The 16,338-nt window shown below is 71.9% G+C and carries 15 protein-coding genes; 9 read left to right on the forward strand and 6 right to left on the reverse strand.

Annotated features, from left to right (window positions below; genetic code table 11):
- Positions 1–50: 50 nt before the first annotated feature.
- Positions 51–788 carry a class I SAM-dependent methyltransferase gene (locus IE177_RS33605; RefSeq protein WP_190019286.1) on the reverse strand — a complete coding sequence of 246 codons (738 nt, stop codon included), beginning with the start codon at positions 786–788 and terminating at the stop codon, positions 51–53.
- Positions 789–871: 83 nt separating this feature from the next.
- Positions 872–1,501 carry a DUF3043 domain-containing protein gene (locus tag IE177_RS33610; RefSeq protein ID WP_190019269.1) on the reverse strand — a complete coding sequence of 210 codons (630 nt, stop codon included), beginning with the start codon at positions 1,499–1,501 and terminating at the stop codon, positions 872–874.
- Between the two features lie 272 nt (positions 1,502–1,773).
- On the opposite strand from IE177_RS33610, the gene IE177_RS33615 reads away from it, so the two are divergent.
- The 5 genes from IE177_RS33615 to IE177_RS33635 all read left to right on the forward strand — a co-directional run bounded on the left by IE177_RS33615 (position 1,774) and on the right by IE177_RS33635 (position 8,075).
- Positions 1,774–2,559 carry a PspA/IM30 family protein gene (locus tag IE177_RS33615; protein WP_229816384.1) on the forward strand — a complete coding sequence of 262 codons (786 nt, stop codon included), beginning with the start codon at positions 1,774–1,776 and terminating at the stop codon, positions 2,557–2,559.
- A 34-nt stretch (positions 2,560–2,593) separates the two neighbouring features.
- Positions 2,594–2,872, forward strand: coding sequence for a PspA-associated protein PspAA (pspAA, locus tag IE177_RS33620; RefSeq protein WP_190019271.1), 279 nt, complete (start codon positions 2,594–2,596; stop codon positions 2,870–2,872).
- 63 nt (positions 2,873–2,935) lie between these two features.
- Entirely contained in the window at positions 2,936–4,180 is a 1,245-nt protein-coding gene (locus tag IE177_RS33625; RefSeq protein ID WP_190019272.1) for a sensor histidine kinase, read from the forward strand.
- Complete coding sequence (locus IE177_RS33630; RefSeq protein ID WP_190019273.1) at positions 4,177–4,857, forward strand: response regulator; 681 nt, start codon at positions 4,177–4,179, stop codon at positions 4,855–4,857. The genes IE177_RS33625 and IE177_RS33630 overlap by 4 nt, the downstream gene beginning before the upstream one ends.
- 107 nt (positions 4,858–4,964) lie before the next feature.
- The gene (locus tag IE177_RS33635) at positions 4,965–8,075 is read left to right on the forward strand and encodes an efflux RND transporter permease subunit (RefSeq protein ID WP_190019274.1); all 3,111 of its coding nucleotides are present in this window, start codon (positions 4,965–4,967) and stop codon (positions 8,073–8,075) included.
- A 75-nt stretch (positions 8,076–8,150) separates the two neighbouring features.
- Here IE177_RS33635 and nadA read toward each other — a convergent pair whose 3' ends face one another.
- Complete coding sequence (gene nadA / locus IE177_RS33640; RefSeq protein ID WP_190019275.1) at positions 8,151–9,335, reverse strand: quinolinate synthase NadA; 1,185 nt, start codon at positions 9,333–9,335, stop codon at positions 8,151–8,153.
- A 263-nt stretch (positions 9,336–9,598) separates the two neighbouring features.
- Between nadA and IE177_RS33645 the strand changes: the two genes are divergently transcribed.
- A complete protein-coding gene (locus IE177_RS33645; protein ID WP_076089244.1) occupies positions 9,599–9,955 on the forward strand; it encodes an iron-sulfur cluster assembly accessory protein in 357 nt (118 codons plus the stop codon).
- Positions 9,956–10,048: 93 nt separating this feature from the next.
- Here the strand turns inward: IE177_RS33645 and IE177_RS33650 are convergent, their stop codons facing one another.
- Positions 10,049–11,593: a hypothetical protein gene (locus IE177_RS33650; protein WP_190019276.1), complete on the reverse strand. Its 1,545-nt coding sequence runs from the start codon at positions 11,591–11,593 to the stop codon at positions 10,049–10,051.
- A 101-nt stretch (positions 11,594–11,694) separates the two neighbouring features.
- A complete protein-coding gene (locus IE177_RS33655) occupies positions 11,695–11,904 on the reverse strand; it encodes a hypothetical protein (RefSeq protein ID WP_190019277.1) in 210 nt (69 codons plus the stop codon).
- Between the two features lie 184 nt (positions 11,905–12,088).
- Between IE177_RS33655 and IE177_RS33660 the strand changes: the two genes are divergently transcribed.
- Entirely contained in the window at positions 12,089–13,063 is a 975-nt protein-coding gene (locus tag IE177_RS33660) for a carbohydrate kinase family protein (RefSeq protein ID WP_190019278.1), read from the forward strand.
- A gap of 15 nt (positions 13,064–13,078) precedes the next feature.
- Here IE177_RS33660 and IE177_RS33665 read toward each other — a convergent pair whose 3' ends face one another.
- On the reverse strand, positions 13,079–14,455 hold the full coding sequence (locus IE177_RS33665) for a cysteine desulfurase/sulfurtransferase TusA family protein (RefSeq protein WP_190019279.1): 1,377 nt from the start codon (positions 14,453–14,455) through the stop codon (positions 13,079–13,081).
- A gap of 325 nt (positions 14,456–14,780) precedes the next feature.
- Here IE177_RS33665 and ctaC point away from each other — a divergent pair, with 325 nt between their 5' ends.
- Positions 14,781–15,743, forward strand: a complete 963-nt coding sequence (gene ctaC / locus IE177_RS33670) for an aa3-type cytochrome oxidase subunit II (RefSeq protein ID WP_190019280.1) — start codon at positions 14,781–14,783, stop codon at positions 15,741–15,743.
- Positions 15,740–16,338 (forward strand): cbb3-type cytochrome c oxidase subunit I (locus IE177_RS33675; RefSeq protein WP_190019281.1); only part of this gene is annotated, 599 nt, incomplete at its 3' end. The genes ctaC and IE177_RS33675, both read left to right, overlap by 4 nt.

A 16,338-nucleotide genomic window follows, 5' to 3' on the forward strand; every position in this document is an offset into this window, starting at 1 on the left:
AGTGTCACCGCGCGATGATCACCCGGCCCGCGCTGTTGCCCCGAACGGCCTCAGCCGCGTACCCCGCACAGGTGCAGCAGCGCCGCCACCCCGCGGTAGGGGTCGGTGCGCCCCGCACGCTCCTCGACCGCGAGCAGCGTCTCCAGGTCGTCCGGCGTCCCCGCGTCGTCCGCCGCCGTGTCCGTGAAGACGCGGACGCCGTACCAGGCGTGCAGCGGGGCCGCGATGCCCGCGAGGGTCGCGGTGAGTTTCGACAGCCGGTCGGCACGGACGTCCAGGCCCAGACGGATGGGGGTCCCCCCGTTCGAGTCTGTTCGAGGATGGGGGAGGTAGGCGGTGGTGTCGAACGCGGCCAGCGCGCCCGCCCAGTCCCCGGACAGGCCGGGCCGCATGGCGAGCGCGTCGCCGTTGCGCACCAGCAGCGACAGCAGCCCGCCGGGCGCCAGCATCCGGGCGAGGCCGGCCACCAGCGGGTCGGGTTCCTCGACGTACATCAGCACGCCGTGGCACAGCACCACGTCGAAGCCGCCCGGCAGGAAGTGCACCCCGGTGTCGTGCCCGTCGCCCTCCACCAGCCGTACCCGCGCGCGGATGCCCTCCGGCTCACCGGCCAGGGCCCGACGGGCGGCGGCGATCATCGTCGCGTCCCGTTCGACCCCGGTCACCTGGTGGCCGAGCCGGGCCAGCCGCAGCGCCTGCGTACCCTGGCCCATCCCCACGTCGAGCACCCGCAGCCGCCGCCCGACCGGGAACCGGCCGGCTATCTGCTCGTCCAGCTGCCGGGCCACCAGTTCCTGGCGCACGACGTCGCGGAGCCCGCCCAGCCCGGTCAGCCAGGCATCCGCGGCACCCCCGGTGAAAGCCTCTGCGCTCAGGGCCGCTCTCCGCGCTTGACCTGCGGCTTCGGCAGCCGGAGCCGGCGCATCTGCAGCGACCGCATCAGGGCGTAGGCGACGGCGCCACGCGTGTTCTGGTCCGGGAAGCGCTCCGCGAGCCGCTTGCGCAGACGGAAGCCGCTGACCGCCGCGTCCAGCACGATGAGGACGATCACCACCAGCCACATCAGCAGCGCGATGGTCTGGATCGACGGCACCCGCACCACGCTCAGCACGAGGATCACCACGGCGAGCGGCAGGAAGAACTCCGCCACGTTGAACCGGGAGTCCACCCAGTTACGGGCGAACTTGCGCACCGGGCCCTTGTCCCGGGCGGGAAGGTAACGCTCGTCGCCACTGGCCAGGGCCTGGCGCTGGCGCGCCAGCGCCTGACGCCGCTCCTCGCGCTGCCTGCGCGCGGCGTCCTTGCGGGACGCCGGGGTGCTGGCGGCGCTGCGGCGCTGGGACTGGGCCTCACTGCGCTTGGGCGTGGGCCGGCCCTTGGGGGCCTGCGGGTCACGGGGCTGCTTGGAGAGGGTCACCTGCGCCTTGTCGGCGGTCGGGGCCTTCTCTTCCTTGGCACGGCTACGGAACACAAAACCCAAGGGTACGGGGTGCACCCGCATGGACCCCAGCCCGGCGGGGAACGATCCGGCAACACCGGACGTCTGTAGGGGGACGGAGAGGACGTTCCGGCGAAGGTGCGAAAAGGGGGACGGGTAGGGGATCACCTACTCCCTGGGCCGGACCGGGAGCGTCCGCAGTCGTCCTCGGGGAGGAGCGCATCGCTCCCCGAACAGTGCGGTAATGGAGGCAGGGCCCGTACTGTGGGTCTTGTCGCAGGATCTGTGAGCCGGAGTCCGTCAGAAGGGGGCGCGCGAAGCCCATGAGCGGTGTCATGAAGCGTATGGGGATGATCTTCCGCGCGAAGGCGAACAAGGCCCTTGACCGGGCCGAGGACCCGCGCGAGACCCTCGATTACTCCTACCAGAAGCAGCTCGAGCTGCTGCAGAAGGTGCGCCGCGGCGTCGCCGACGTGGCGACCAGCCGCAAGCGCCTGGAACTCCAGCTCAACCAGCTGCAGCAGCAGTCCGCCAAGCTGGAGGACCAGGGCCGCAAGGCGCTCGCGCTCGGCCGCGAGGACCTGGCCCGCGAGGCGCTGTCCCGGCGCGCCGCCCTCCAGCAGCAGGTGACGGACCTGGAGACGCAGCACACCACCCTCCAGGGCGAGGAGGAGAAACTCACCCTGGCGGCCCAGCGCCTGCAGGCCAAGGTGGACGCCTTCCGCACGAAGAAGGAGACCATCAAGGCCACCTACACCGCCGCCCAGGCCCAGACCCGGATCGGCGAGGCGTTCTCCGGCATCTCCGAGGAGATGGGCGACGTCGGCCTGGCCATCCAGCGCGCCGAGGACAAGACCGCCCAGCTCCAGGCCCGCGCCGGCGCCATCGACGAACTGCTCGCCTCCGGCGCCCTCGACGACCCCTCCGGCATGGCCAAGGACGACATCCAGGCCGAGCTGGACCGGCTCTCCGGTGGTACGGATGTAGAGCTGGAACTGCAGCGCATGAAGGCCGAGCTGGCCGGCGGACCGTCCGCGGACCGTCAGGCGATCGAAGGCGGCACCGGCCAGGCGCAGTCCCAGCAGCAGCCGCAGGACACCCCGCGCTTCGACAAGCAGTAGCCCGGCGCCGGGACCCCGAGCCGAGGAGGCCGACGTGATCGTACGGATCATGGGGGAGGGGCAGGTGAAGCTGGACGACTCCCACTTCACCGAGCTGAACGAGCTGGACGACGAGCTGCTGGCCGAGATGGAGAGCGGCGACGGCGAGGGCTTCGGCCGCACGCTCACCGCTCTCCTGGACGCCGTCCGCCGGCTCGGCACCCCCCTGCCCGACGACGCGCTGGAACCCTCCGAACTGATCCTCCCCTCCCCGGACGCCACGCTCCAGGAGGTCCGGGAACTGCTCAGCGACGACGGCCTGATCCCCGGGTAGCGCCCCGCCCGGGGCCGCCGGACAGGTCTGGGAGCACCGGCCCCGGGACATACTGTCGGCATCGTGGACACACTGGAACGCGCCCGCTGCGGCCTCAGGGCCCACCCGCTCGCACTGGACGCGGCCATCGCGGCCGGCGTCCTGCTGTGCATGGCCGCCGGCTCGTTCGCCGTGCCCCGCGACGGACACGGCGTCACCTGGGGCCTGCGCGTCCCCGCACCCCTGAGCCTGGCCCTCATGGTGCTCGCCGCGGCGGCGCTCGTCTTCCGCCGTCGCGCCCCCCGGACGGTCCTCGCGGTCACCGGCACCCTCACGGTGATCGAGAGCGTCACCGGCGACCCGCGCGCCCCGGTCGCGATGTCCGCCGTCATCGCGCTCTACACCGTCGCCGCGACCACCGACCGCACCACCACCTTCCGGGTCGGCCTGCTCACCATGACCGTGCTGACCGCGGCGGCCATGCTCGGCGGCCCGCTGCCCTGGTACGCCCAGGAGAACCTCGGCGTCCTCGCCTGGACCGGGATCGGCGCCACCGCCGGGGACGCCGTGCGCAGCCGCCGCGCGGTCGTCCAGGCCATGCGGGAACGCGCCGAACGCGCCGAGCGCACCCGCGAGGAGGAGGCACGCCGCCGGGTCGCCGAGGAGCGGCTGCGCATCGCCCGGGACCTGCACGACGTCGTCGCCCACCACATCGCCCTGGTCAACGTGCAGGCCGGCGTCGCCGCGCACGTCATGGACCGGCGGCCCGACCAGGCCAAGGAGGCCCTCGGCCACGTCCGCGAGGCCAGCCGCTCCGCGCTCAACGAGCTGCGGGCCACCGTCGGCCTGCTGCGCCAGTCCGGCGACCCCGAGGCGCCCACCGAGCCCGCCCCCGGCCTCAGCCGCCTGGAGGACCTCGCCGGCACCTTCCGCGCAGCGGGACTGCCGGTGGAGGTGGCCCGCGCCGACCAGGACACCGAACTGCCCGCCGCCGTCGACCTGGCCGCCTACCGGATCGTCCAGGAGGCCCTGACGAACGTGCGCAAGCACGCGGGCCCCGAGGCCAGGGCCGAGGTGAGCGTCGTACGCGTGGGACCGGACGTGGAGGTCACGGTGCTCGACGACGGCGCGGGCGAGACGGCGGCGCCCGAGGACGGCGGCGGACACGGGCTGCTCGGCATGCGCGAACGGGTCACGGCCCTCGGCGGCACCCTGACCACAGGGCCCCGCTACGGGGGAGGCTTCCGCGTCCATGCGATCCTGCCCGTCGAGACCCGCAGCGATTCCCGTCCCGACACCCTGACGACGGCACCGGGGGAGCCCGTATGACGATCCGTGTCCTGCTCGCCGACGACCAGACACTGCTGCGCAGCGCGTTCCGCGTGCTGGTCGACTCCGAGCCCGACATGGAGGTGGTGGGCGAGGCCTCCGACGGCGCCGAAGCGGTCCGGCTGGCCAGGGAGCACGGCGCCGACGTCGTCCTCATGGACATCCGCATGCCCGGCACCGACGGCCTCGCCGCCACCCGGCAGATCAGCGCCGACCCCTCCCTCGCACAGGTCCGGGTGGTCATCCTGACCACCTTCGAGGTCGACGACTACGTCGTCCAGGCCCTGCGCGCCGGCGCCTCCGGCTTCCTCGGCAAAGGCAGCGAACCCGAGGAACTGCTGAACGCCATCCGCCTCGCCGCGGGCGGCGACGCGCTGCTCTCCCCGGCCGCCACCAAGGGCCTGATCGCCCGCTTCCTCGCCCAGGGCGACGCCGACGACGGCCGCGACCCGGCCCGCTCCGAGCGCCTCGGCGCGCTCACCGGCCGCGAGCGCGAGGTGCTCGTCCAGGTCGCCGGCGGCCACTCCAACGACGAGATAGCCGAGCGCCTCGAGGTCAGCCCGCTGACCGTGAAGACGCACGTCAACCGGGCCATGGCCAAACTCGGCGCCCGGGACCGGGCCCAGCTCGTCGTGATCGCGTACGAGTCGGGGCTGGTACGGCCGAGGACGGAGTGACCTCCACCCGCGCGTACCGCGCGCGGAGCAGGGGACGGGCGGGGAAACGGACCTGGGGCCCACGCACGCAAGCACCTCTGCCGCTCACTGAAGGAAGACCCTGATCCATGTCCTGGCTGGCCGGATTCAGCCTCGCGCAACGGGCCCTGATCGGCCTGGTGTCGCTCATCGCGCTCGCCTTCGGGCTGATCGCGATCCCCCAGATCAAGCAGCAGCTGCTGCCCACCATCCAACTGCCCGTGGTGTCGGTCGTCGCGCCGTACCAGGGCGCCTCGCCCGACGTCGTGGAGAAGCAGGTCGTCGAGCCCATCGAGGACAACCTGCAGGGCGTCGACGGCGTCACCTCGGTCACCTCCACCGCGAGCGAGGGCAACGCCGTGATCATGGCGTCCTTCGACTACGGCAACGACACCGACCGGCTGGTCTCCGACGTCCAGCAGGCCGTCAACCGGGCCCGCAACCAGCTCCCGGACGGCGTCGACCCGCAGGTCGTCGCCGGGTCCACCGACGACATGCCGACCGTGGTCCTCGCCGTCACCTCGGACAAGGACCAGCAGGCCCTCGCCGACCAGCTCGACACCACCGTCGTGCCCGCGCTGAAGGACATCGACGGCGTCGGCCGCGTCCAGGTCACCGGCGTCCGTGACCTCCAGGTCGCCGTCACCCCCGACGACGGCAGGCTGGCGGACGCGGGACTCACCCCCGCCGCCCTGGGCCGGGCCCTGCAGGGGGGCGGCGCGACCGTCCCGGCGGGCTCCTTCGACGAGGACGGCGCCAACCGCACCGTCCAGGTCGGCGGCGGCTTCACCTCGCTGCGGCAGATCCGGGACCTGATGGTCACCGGCGAGGGCGGCGACGAGCCCGTGCGCCTCGGTGACGTGGCCACCGTCAGCCAGCGGCCGGCGACGGCCGACTCCCTCACCCGTACCGACGGCAGGCCCAGCCTCGCCGTCACCATCACCATGGACCACGACGGCAGCGCGGTCTCCATCTCCGACGCGGTCGAGGACAAGCTGCCCCGCCTGCGTGAGAACCTCGGCTCCGGCGCGCGGCTCACCGTCGTGAGCGACCAGGGCCCGGCCGTGGCGAAGTCCATCAAGGGCCTGACCACGGAGGGCGCGCTCGGCCTGCTCTTCGCGGTGCTGGTCATCCTGGTCTTCCTCGCCTCGGTCCGCTCGACGCTGGTGACGGCGGTGTCCATCCCGCTGTCCGTCGTCCTCGCGCTGATCGTGCTGTGGACGCGCGGCCTGTCGTTGAACATGCTCACGCTCGGCGCGCTGACCATCGCCATCGGCCGGGTCGTCGACGACTCGATCGTCGTCCTGGAGAACATCAAGCGGCATCTCGGCTACGGCGAGGAGCGCCGGGCGGCGATCCTGGGCGCGGTCCGCGAGGTGGCCGGCGCGGTCACCTCCTCCACCCTCACCACGGTCGCCGTGTTCCTGCCGATCGGCCTGGTCGGAGGCATGGTCGGCGCTCTGTTCGGCTCCTTCAGCATCACGGTGACGGCGGCCCTGGTGGCCTCCCTGCTCGTCTCGCTGACGGTCGTGCCGGTGCTGTCCTACTGGTTCCTGCGTGCCCCCGAGGGCACGCCGGGGGACGCCGCCCAGACGCGCCGCGAGGCCGAGGAGAAGGAGGCGAACAGCCGCCTGCAGCGTGCCTACGTCCCCGTCCTGCGCTTCGCGACGCGCCGCCGTCTCACCAGCGTGCTGATCGCGGTCGCGGTCCTCCTGGTCACGTTCGGCATGTCCGGGCTGCTGAAGACGAACTTCTTCGACCAGGGCGACCAGGAAGTCCTCACCGTCACACAGGAGCTGAAGCCGGGCACCAGCCTCGCGGCCACCGACGCGCAGGCCAGGCGGGTCGAGAAGCTGCTCGCCTCCACCAAGGGCATCAAGGACTACCAGGTCACCGTCGGCTCCTCCGGCTTCATGGCGGCCTTCGGCGGCGGCACGGACAGCAACCAGGCGTCGTACCAGGTGATGCTGGAGGACTCCGCGTCCTCCGGCGACGTGCGGCGCGGCCTCGAGGACGGCCTGGCGAAGCTCGAGGGCGCCAGCACGACCACCGTCTCGGCCGGCGGCGGCTTCGGCAACCAGGACCTGAGCGTCGTCGTGAAGGCCGCCGACCCCGGCACGCTGCGCAAGGCCGCGGAGCAGGTGCGCTCCGCGGTCGCCGGCCTCGACCACGTCACCGACGTCACCAGCGACCTGGCGACGAGCGTGCCGCGGATCTCGGTGAAGGCCGGCCCCGGGGCGGCCGAGGCCGGGTTCGACGACCAGAGACTGGGCGCCGCGGTCGCGCAGGCCGTGCGCGGCACGACGGCGGCCAAGGCGGTTTTGGACGGCACCGAGCGCGACGTCGTGGTGCGGTCGGCGAAGCCCGCGACGACGCCGGCCCAGCTGTGGAGGCTGCGCCTCGGCACGGCGCGGCTCGGCGACATCGCCACGGTGAAGCTGGTGGACGGCCCGGTGTCGCTGACCCGGATCGACGGCAGGCGCGCCGCCACGATCGAGGCCCGGCCGACCGGCGACAACACGGGCGCGATCAGCGCCGACCTGCGCTCGACGATCAGGTCGCTGAAGCTCCCCGCGGGCGCCGAGGCGGAGATCGGCGGTGTCTCCTCCGACCAGGACGACGCGTTCGGCAACCTGGGCCTGGCCATGCTGGCGGCCATCGCGATCGTCTTCGTGCTCCTGGTCGCGACGTTCCGCTCGCTCGTCCAGCCGCTGATCCTGCTGGTGTCGATCCCGTTCGCGGCGACGGGCGCGGTCGGCCTGCTGGTCGTCACCGGCACCCCGATGGGCGTCCCGGCGATGATCGGCATGCTGATGCTGATCGGCATCGTGGTGACGAACGCGATCGTGCTGATCGACCTGATCAACCAGTACCGCGCGCAGGGTCACGGCGTCGTGGAAGCCGTGGTCGAGGGCGGCCGCCACCGCCTGCGCCCCATCCTCATGACGGCCCTGGCGACGATCTTCGCCCTGCTGCCGATGGCCCTGGGCATCACCGGCGAGGGCGGCTTCATCGCCCAGCCGCTGGCGGTGGTCGTCATCGGCGGCCTGATCACGTCCACCCTGCTGACGCTGCTGCTGGTGCCGACGCTCTACGCGATGGTGGAGCTGGGCAAGGAGCGGCGGGCGGCCAAGCGGGCGGCGAGGGGGGAGCCGGCGGAGCCGAAGGTTCCCGGGCAGTCCCAGCCGGCGCGGGTCTAGAGGACCCGGCCACATGCGGAAGGGGGCCGCACCCCGCGGGGTGCGGCCCCCTTCCGCGTCTCTCGGCCGCCGGGACTACGGCAGCGCCAGCATCCGCTCCAGCGCGAGCTTGGCGAACGCCTCCGTCTCCTTGTCGACCTCGATGCGGTTGACCAGGTTGCCCTCGGCCAGGGACTCCAGGGTCCAGACCAGGTGGGGCAGGTCGATGCGGTTCATCGTCGAGCAGAAGCAGACCGTCCTGTCGAGGAAGACGATCTCCTTGCCCTCGGGCGCGAAACGGTTCGCCAGGCGGCGGACCAGGTTCAGCTCGGTGCCGATGGCCCACTTGGAACCGGCCGGGGCGGCCTCCAGGGCCTTGATGATGTACTCGGTCGAACCGACGTAGTCCGCCGCGGCCACGACCTCGTGCTTGCACTCCGGGTGGACCAGGACGTTCACGCCGGGGATGCGCTCGCGCACGTCGTTCACCGAGTCGAGGCTGAAGCGGCCGTGCACCGAGCAGTGGCCGCGCCACAGGATCATCTTCGCGGCGCGCAGCTCCTGGGCGGTCAGTCCGCCGTTCGGCTTGTGCGGGTTGTAGACCACGCAGTCGTCCAGGGACATGCCCATGTCGCGGACGGCGGTGTTGCGGCCCAGGTGCTGGTCCGGCAGGAAGAGGACCTTCTCCCCCTGCTCGAACGCCCAGTCGAGGGCGCGCTTGGCGTTCGACGAGGTGCAGATCAGGCCGCCGTGCTTGCCGGTGAAGGCCTTGATGTCGGCGGAGGAGTTCATGTACGAGACCGGCACGACCTGCTCGGCGACGCCCGCCTCGGTCAGCACGTCCCAGCACTCGGCGACCTGCTCGGCCGTCGCCATGTCGGCCATGGAACAGCCGGCCGCGAGGTCGGGCAGGACCACCTTCTGGTCGTCGGACGTCAGGATGTCCGCCGACTCGGCCATGAAGTGCACACCGCAGAAGACGATGTACTCGGCCTCCGGACGCGCGGCGGCGTCGCGGGCCAGCTTGAAGGAGTCGCCCGTGACGTCGGCGAACTGGATGACCTCGTCGCGCTGGTAGTGGTGGCCGAGCACGAAGACCTTGTCGCCGAGCTTCTCCTTGGCCGCGCGGGCGCGCTCGACCAGGTCGGGGTCGGACGGCGAAGGCAGGTCACCGGGGCACTCGACGCCCCGCTCGCTCTTCGGGTCGGCCTCGCGGCCGAGCAGCAGCAGGGCGAGCGGAGTCGGCTGTACGTCGAGCTCCGGGGTCTGGGCGGTGGTCACGACACGCACCCTTTCTACTTTTCGTCTAACTGACGCTATCTATCATAACCGCTTCACGTCACTTTGACGATGGCCATAGCGTCCATGTGACATGAATCCCGCCCGGCCGCCCCTCCGGGCCGCTGTCGATGCCGCCGGGCGTGTGCGAGCATGGCAAGAAGGAAAAACGCGAACCACGCGAATGCCCGGCCCGGAATGAATCCGCGAGAGCGCCGGTTGCACTCGTCGGCAAGCAGTCTCCGTACAACCCGGGAGAGATGTAGATGTCCGTATCGGACGAGACCAGCACCGTCACCGACGGCATCATCCTGACCGACGCCGCCGCGGCCAAGGTCAAGGCCCTGCTCGACCAGGAAGGCCGTGACGACCTCGCCCTGCGCGTCGCCGTCCAGCCCGGCGGCTGCTCCGGCCTGCGCTACCAGCTCTTCTTCGACGAGCGCTCGCTCGACGGCGACGTGGAGAAGGACTTCGGCGGCGTCAAGGTCGTCACGGACCGCATGAGCGCCCCGTACCTGGGCGGCGCGACCGTCGACTTCGTGGACACCATCGAGAAGCAGGGCTTCACGATCGACAACCCGAACGCGACCGGCTCCTGCGCCTGCGGCGACTCCTTCAGCTGAGCCGGCGGCTCGTTCCCGGGGAACGAGCCCCACGGCCGGACACGAAGGCGGCGGCCCCCCACGGGGGGCCGCCGCCTTCTTCGTCGCGCCGGGTCAGCGGGCCTGCGGCCGAGTCGCTCCCGGCCCGGCCTTCGCGATCCGCTCACCGTCCGCGCCGACCACCGTGCGCCCGTCCAGTGGCGCGTCCAGCCGTACGGTCTTCACGTACTCCTTGGCGATCAGCACGCACACCTTGCCCGGCCAGGGCTTCTCGGTGACCGTCACCCTCACCCGGTCCTCGCCCTCCCGCGCCGACACGGTGTAGTCGGCGCACACCCCGCCGAAGAAGTGCACGGCCAGCTTCCGGCCGTCAGCCGTGTAGCCGGTCACCTCCACCTTCTTCGTGCGGGGGGCGGTGGGCAGGGACTTCGACGGCGCCGACTTCCGCGACACCAGGTACTCCGGGTCGACCGCGGGATACGTCACCGTGTCCCTTCCCGCCGGCTCCCGCACCTCGAACAGCCACGACGGCACCAGCGCCTGCCGCCCGCCGACCGAGTGCGCGGCCAGCCCGAACACCGCCTTCTCCACCGTGATGACCGTGCCGGCCGTCCGCTTCGGCACCGGCGCGGGAGCCCCCGTGGCCGTGCCGCACGGCTGCTCCAGCCGGTCCTTCGCCGGCACCGGGGTGGCACAGCCGCCGATCCCCATCCGGTGGTCGCTCCTCGGCGCCTTGTTCATCAGCCCGAGGGCCTTCTCCGCACCCACCACGGGGTACGTGTCACCCTTCGCCGTCGCGCCCAGCAGACCGTGCCCGCCGACGATCTCACCCTTCTTGCCGACGGTCAGCCCGGTCGTCCAGCCGTGCGTCGGCAGCCCGCCGACCACCGGGTCGGCGTCGACCACCCGCTGCGCCCCCAGGACCTGGCTCGCGTCGGTCTTCGCGTCGTCCAGCCCGGCCGCCTTCAGCACCGGCGCGGCCGCCGCCCTCGCCTCAGGCACACTCACCGGGCCGCCCGTGGGACCCATCGGGTCGTGCGCGCACAGGGGCCCCTTCCTGCAGTTGTCGGTGCCCGGCGCGTACCGGCTGAACGTCCAGCCGCCCGGCGCGTCCCGGTTCACCGTCAGCCGCGGACCCGAGCCGTCCTTGCCGCCGACCCGCCAGATCCGCCCCTCCGCCACCGGGGCCCCGTCCATCCCGAGCGCCTCGGCCAGCCGGGCCACGGCGTCCTTGCCGACCTCGCCCTTCGCCACGTACACCGGCGCGGAGCCGGGCCCGTCCGGCAGGTCGCCCCCGGCCACGTACCGCACGCCGTACGGGTCGGGCTCCCCGGGCGCGATGCCGTTCGTACCCGGCTGGTCGTCCAGGGTCAGCGGCGGGGGAGTGCCGCGCCCGCCGGACGCGCCCGGGCCGCTACGACCGTCCGGGCCGCCGCTCGCGGCGAGGTACGCGCCGCCGCCGCCGATCAGCATCACCGCCGCCGCGACGGAGGCGACGACCACCGGGGAGCGGCGCCGGGCGGGCCGCTCGTCCGCGCTCGCGTCGCCGGCCCGCGGCTGTTCGGCCACGGTCTCCCCGGAGGTCTCGGGCAGCTCCGGCTCACCGGAGTTCTCAGGCCGCTCCGGCTCACCGGAGTCGTCGGGCCGCTCGGTGTTCACCGCATCGCTCCTCGCTGCGTCGTGTCCCGCATCCCCTGCGCGGGGGACGCCGATGGGACGCGGGAGAGGAGCGCTCGGTTCCCGGCAGGCGTCCGCGCGGGTCAGTCGCCGTAGTCGGACATCGCGTCCAGCAGCCGCGCGGACCGCGCCGGCACGCTCACCCCGTGGATGAGGGAGGGCGGCACCGGCCGTGCGGCGGAGCGCTCGGGAACCGCCCAGTGCGGAGCCATCCGGGCGCAGTCGCCGCGCAGCGTGGCGAGGCCGCCCTCGAGGTCGGCCGGGGCGGAGGAGTTGACCTTGGGGTTCGTCATGACCGCACCGTAGACACGACCCGGCCTGTGAAGAAAGAGCTACTATCGGGTAGTTTCGCCAGCTTCAGTGGTGCCGCCTTTGCGGGTAGCGTGAACTGTCAATCCAGCCCTCCCGTCTCCCACCACCACCCCTCCAGCGAGCGCCATCGCGCGCTCCTTCTTGTTTCCGCAGGAGAATGCCCTCGTGCGCATCGCAGTCACCGGCTCCATCGCCACCGACCACCTCATGACCTTCCCCGGCCGCTTCGCCGACCAGTTCGTCGCGGACCAGCTGCACACGGTCTCCCTCTCCTTCCTGGTCGACAACCTGGACGTGCGCCGGGGCGGCGTCGGCGCGAACATCGCCTTCGGCATGGGCCAGCTCGGCACCGGGCCGATCCTGGTCGGCGCGGCCGGCTTCGACTTCGACGAGTACCGGGCCTGGCTCGGCCGGCACGGCGTGGACACCGACTCCGTCCGCATCTCCGAGACCCTGCACACCGCCCGCTTCGTGTGCACCACCGACGCCGACCACAACCAGATCGGCTCCTTCTACACCGGCGCGATGAGCGAGGCCCGCCTCATCGAGCTGAAGACGGTGGCCGACCGCGTCGGCGGCCTCGACCTGGTCCTCATCGGCGCCGACGACCCCGAGGCGATGCTCCGCCACACGGAGGAGTGCCGCTCCCGCGCGATCCCCTTCGCCGCCGACTTCTCCCAGCAGATCGCCCGGATGGAGGGCGAGGAGATCCGGATACTGCTGGACGGCGCGACGTACCTGTTCTCCAACGAGTACGAGAAGGGCCTCATCGAGTCCAAGACCGGCTGGAACGACGCCGAGATCCTCGCCAAGGTCGGCCACCGCGTCACCACGCTCGGCTCGCGGGGCGTGCGGATCGAGCGGGTCGGCGAGGACCCGATCGAGGTCGGCTGCCCGGACGAGGAGCGCAAGGCCGACCCCACGGGCGTCGGCGACGCCTTCCGCGCCGGTTTCCTGTCCGGCCTGGCCTGGGGTGTCTCCCTGGAGCGCGCGGCGCAGGTCGGCTGCATGCTGGCGACCCTCGTCATCGAGACGGTGGGCACCCAGGAGTACCAGCTGCGCCGGGGCCACTTCATGGAGCGCTTCGTCAAGGCGTACGGGGACGAGGCCGGCCAGGAGGTGCGGGCCCACCTGGGCTGAGAACCGTACGGGCGCTCAGCCGGTCCGGCGGACCAGGTACGCGGTTCCCTGCTCCGCCGGCTCCTCGCCCACGTACTCCTGCCCGCGCATCTGGCACCAGGCCGGGATGTCGAGGCGGGCGGCCTCGTCGTCCGACAGGACCCGCACCGTGCCCCCCACCGGCACCTCCCCGATGACCTTGGCCAGCTCGATGACCGGAATCGGGCAGCGCTTGCCCAGGGAGTCCACGACGAGCTCCTCGCTCCGCGCCCGAACGGCCGGAGCGGGTGCCCCCAGCTTCTCCCGCACGCCCGCGACGGCCGCCGGAAGCACGTCCAGGAAGCGTTCGACGTCCTCCTCGGCGGCCCCCGGCGGCAGGGACACCCGCACATTGCCCTCGCTCAGCACCCCCATCGCCTTCAGTACGTGGCTGGGCGTCAGCGTGCTGCTCGTGCATGACGAACCGGACGACACGGAGAAGCCCGCCCGGTCCAGCTCGTGCAGCAGCGCCTCTCCGTCGGCATAGAGACAGGAGAAGGTGACGATCCCCGGCAGCCGCCGCTCCGGATCGCCGACCACCTCCACGTCCGGCACCAGCCGCGGCACCCGGGCCCGGATCCGCTCCGTCAGTTCCCGCAGCCGTGCCGCCTCCTGGGCCGCCTCGGCCCGCACCGCACGCAGGGACGCCACGGCCGCCACCACGGCCGGGATGTTCTCGAAACCGGGCGCCCGCCCCGACTCCCGCTCGTCCACCGGCCCTTGGGCGGCGAACCGCACCCCCTTGCGCACGACGAGCAGTCCGACCCCCGGCGGCCCGCCCCACTTGTGCGCGCTGGCCGCGAGCAGTGACCAGTCGCCCCCGACCGGCCCCCACCCCAGCGACTGGGCCGCGTCCACCAGCAGGGGAACCCCGGCGGCCCGGCAGGCCCCGGCCACCTCGGCCACCGGCTGGACGGTCCCCACCTCGTGATTGGCCGACTGCAGGCACGCCAGCGCGCTGTCCGGCCGCAGCGCGGCGGCGTAGGCCGACGGGTCCACCGCCCCCGCCCGGTTCACGGCCACCCTCGTGACCTCGCCGCCCTCCGCCTCGAACGCCTCCGCAGAATGGAGTACCGAGGAATGTTCGACCGCTGACACGATCAGGTGGCGTCCGACCCGCCGCCGTCCGGCCAACACCCCCGCCACACCGGTGTGCACGGCCCGGGTCCCGGACGCCGTGAACACCACCTCGTCCGCCCGGCACCCCACGGCCTCGGCAGCCGCCTCCCGCGCCGCGTCGAGCAGCAGCCGGGCCTTCCGCCCCTCCCGGTGGAGGCGGGCGGGATCGGCCCACCCGTCATCCAGCGAGGCGAGCAACGCCTGCCGGGCCACGGGGTGGAGGGGGGCGGCGGATGCGGCATCGAAGTAGGACACACGGCTACGGTAGAACTTCGGCCGGGCGAGTCACCCCCAGGGGCGCCGGGCTGTGTCCGAAGTGGCTCCGCCGAGGGGCGCGACCAGCCACAACGCACCCGCACGCGCGGTCGCAAACCGCTACAACCCGAGCTATTGGACGCCCGATCCCACCTCTTCGGAGTGACCGGCGGCGCGTATGCCCCCCTCCCCGCGAACCCCCGGAGGGCGTCGGCTAGGGTTTGGTCCGCATAAACATCCAAACCCCTGCCCGACGCAGGGCGGCGACCGACCAGCGAGAAGGCCGCAGCCGACCGCGCGGGCGAGACTCTCGGGAAGGCGCTACGTGAGTCCCAACGGCTCCGACCGCTCGCCGCGGCGCCCGATGCGGCGGAAGCTGCTGCAGGCACTGACCGCGGGCCTGGTCCTGGCGACCGCTACCGGTTGCACATACAAGGACTTCCCCCGCCTTGGCATGCCCACCCCGACCACGGAAGAGGCTCCGCGGATCCTCTCCCTGTGGCAGGGCTCCTGGGCTGCCGCGCTCGCCGTCGGCGTGCTGGTGTGGGGCCTGATCCTGTGGAGTGCTTTCTTCCACCGGCGCAGCCGCACCAAGGTCGAGGTACCTCCGCAGACCCGGTACAACATGCCGATCGAGGCCCTGTACACGGTGGTCCCGATCATCATCATCTCGGTGCTCTTCTACTTCACGGCCCGGGACGAGTCGAAGCTGCTCAGCCTCACCGACAAGAAGCCCGACGTCACGGTCAACGTGGTCGGCTTCCAGTGGAGCTGGGGCTTCAATTACGTCGCGGACGTCCCCGGTTCCACCGGTGACGCCAAGACCGACAAGAACCTGGACGCGATCCCGAACCGGTTCAAGGACGTCTTCCCGGCGAACGCCGGCGGTGTCTACGACGTCGGTACGCCCGGCACGCGGAACCCGCAGACGGGCAACCCCGGTCCGACGCTCTGGCTTCCCAAGGGCAAGACCGTGCGTTTCATCCTGACCTCGCGTGACGTCATCCACTCCTTCTGGGTGGTGCCGTTCCTGATGAAGCAGGACGTCATCCCGGGCCACACCAACGCCTTCCAGGTGACCCCCAACAAGGAGGGCACCTTCCTCGGCAAGTGTGCGGAGCTCTGCGGTGTCGACCACTCCCGGATGCTGTTCAACGTGAAGGTCGTCTCCCCCGAGCGCTACGAGCAGCACCTCAAGGACCTCGCCAAGAAGGGGCAGACCGGTTACATTCCCGCCGGCATCGCGCAGACGAGCCACGAGAAGAACCGGGAGACGAACAACCTGTGAGCATCCTCAACGAACCCCAGGGTGCCGCGGCAGCTGATGACTCGTACGAGAACGAGCTGCCGGTCAGGCGCAAGCAGCCCGGCAATGTCGTGGTGAAGTGGCTGACGACCACCGACCACAAGACGATCGGCACGCTGTATCTGGTCACCTCGTTCGCGTTCTTCCTCATCGGCGGCGTGATGGCGCTGCTGATGCGTGCCGAGCTGGCCCGTCCGGGCCTGCAGATGATGTCGAACGAGCAGTTCAACCAGGCGTTCACGATGCACGGCACGATCATGCTGCTGATGTTCGCGACGCCGCTGTTCGCCGGTTTCGCCAACTGGATCATGCCGCTGCAGATCGGCGCTCCCGATGTGGCGTTCCCGCGGCTGAACATGTTCGCCTACTGGCTGTACCTGTTCGGCTCGACGATCGCGGTCGGCGGCTTCCTCACCCCGCAGGGCGCGGCCGACTTCGGCTGGTTCGCCTACTCCCCGCTGTCGGACGCGGTCCGCAGCCCGGGTGTGGGCGCCGACATGTGGATCATGGGTCTGGCCTTCTCCGGCTTCGGCACCATCCTCGGCTCGGTCAACTTCATCACCACGATCATCTGCAT

It is taken from the genome of Streptomyces lucensis JCM 4490 (assembly GCF_014650035.1).
Lineage (GTDB): Bacteria > Actinomycetota > Actinomycetes > Streptomycetales > Streptomycetaceae > Streptomyces > Streptomyces lucensis.

Bases quoted from the DNA above. Each gene is read 5' to 3' on its own strand.
- IE177_RS33630 (WP_190019273.1), top strand. From the start codon at position 4,177: ATGACGATCCGTGTCCTGCTCGCCGACGACCAGACACTGCTGCGCAGC.
- IE177_RS33610 (WP_190019269.1), bottom strand. From the start codon at position 1,501: ATGCGGGTGCACCCCGTACCCTTGGGTTTTGTGTTCCGTAGCCGTGCC.
- IE177_RS33655 (WP_190019277.1), bottom strand. From the start codon at position 11,904: ATGACGAACCCCAAGGTCAACTCCTCCGCCCCGGCCGACCTCGAGGGC.
- IE177_RS33615 (WP_229816384.1), top strand. From the start codon at position 1,774: ATGAAGCGTATGGGGATGATCTTCCGCGCGAAGGCGAACAAGGCCCTT.
- IE177_RS33635 (WP_190019274.1), top strand. From the start codon at position 4,965: ATGTCCTGGCTGGCCGGATTCAGCCTCGCGCAACGGGCCCTGATCGGC.
- IE177_RS33645 (WP_076089244.1), top strand. From the start codon at position 9,599: ATGTCCGTATCGGACGAGACCAGCACCGTCACCGACGGCATCATCCTG.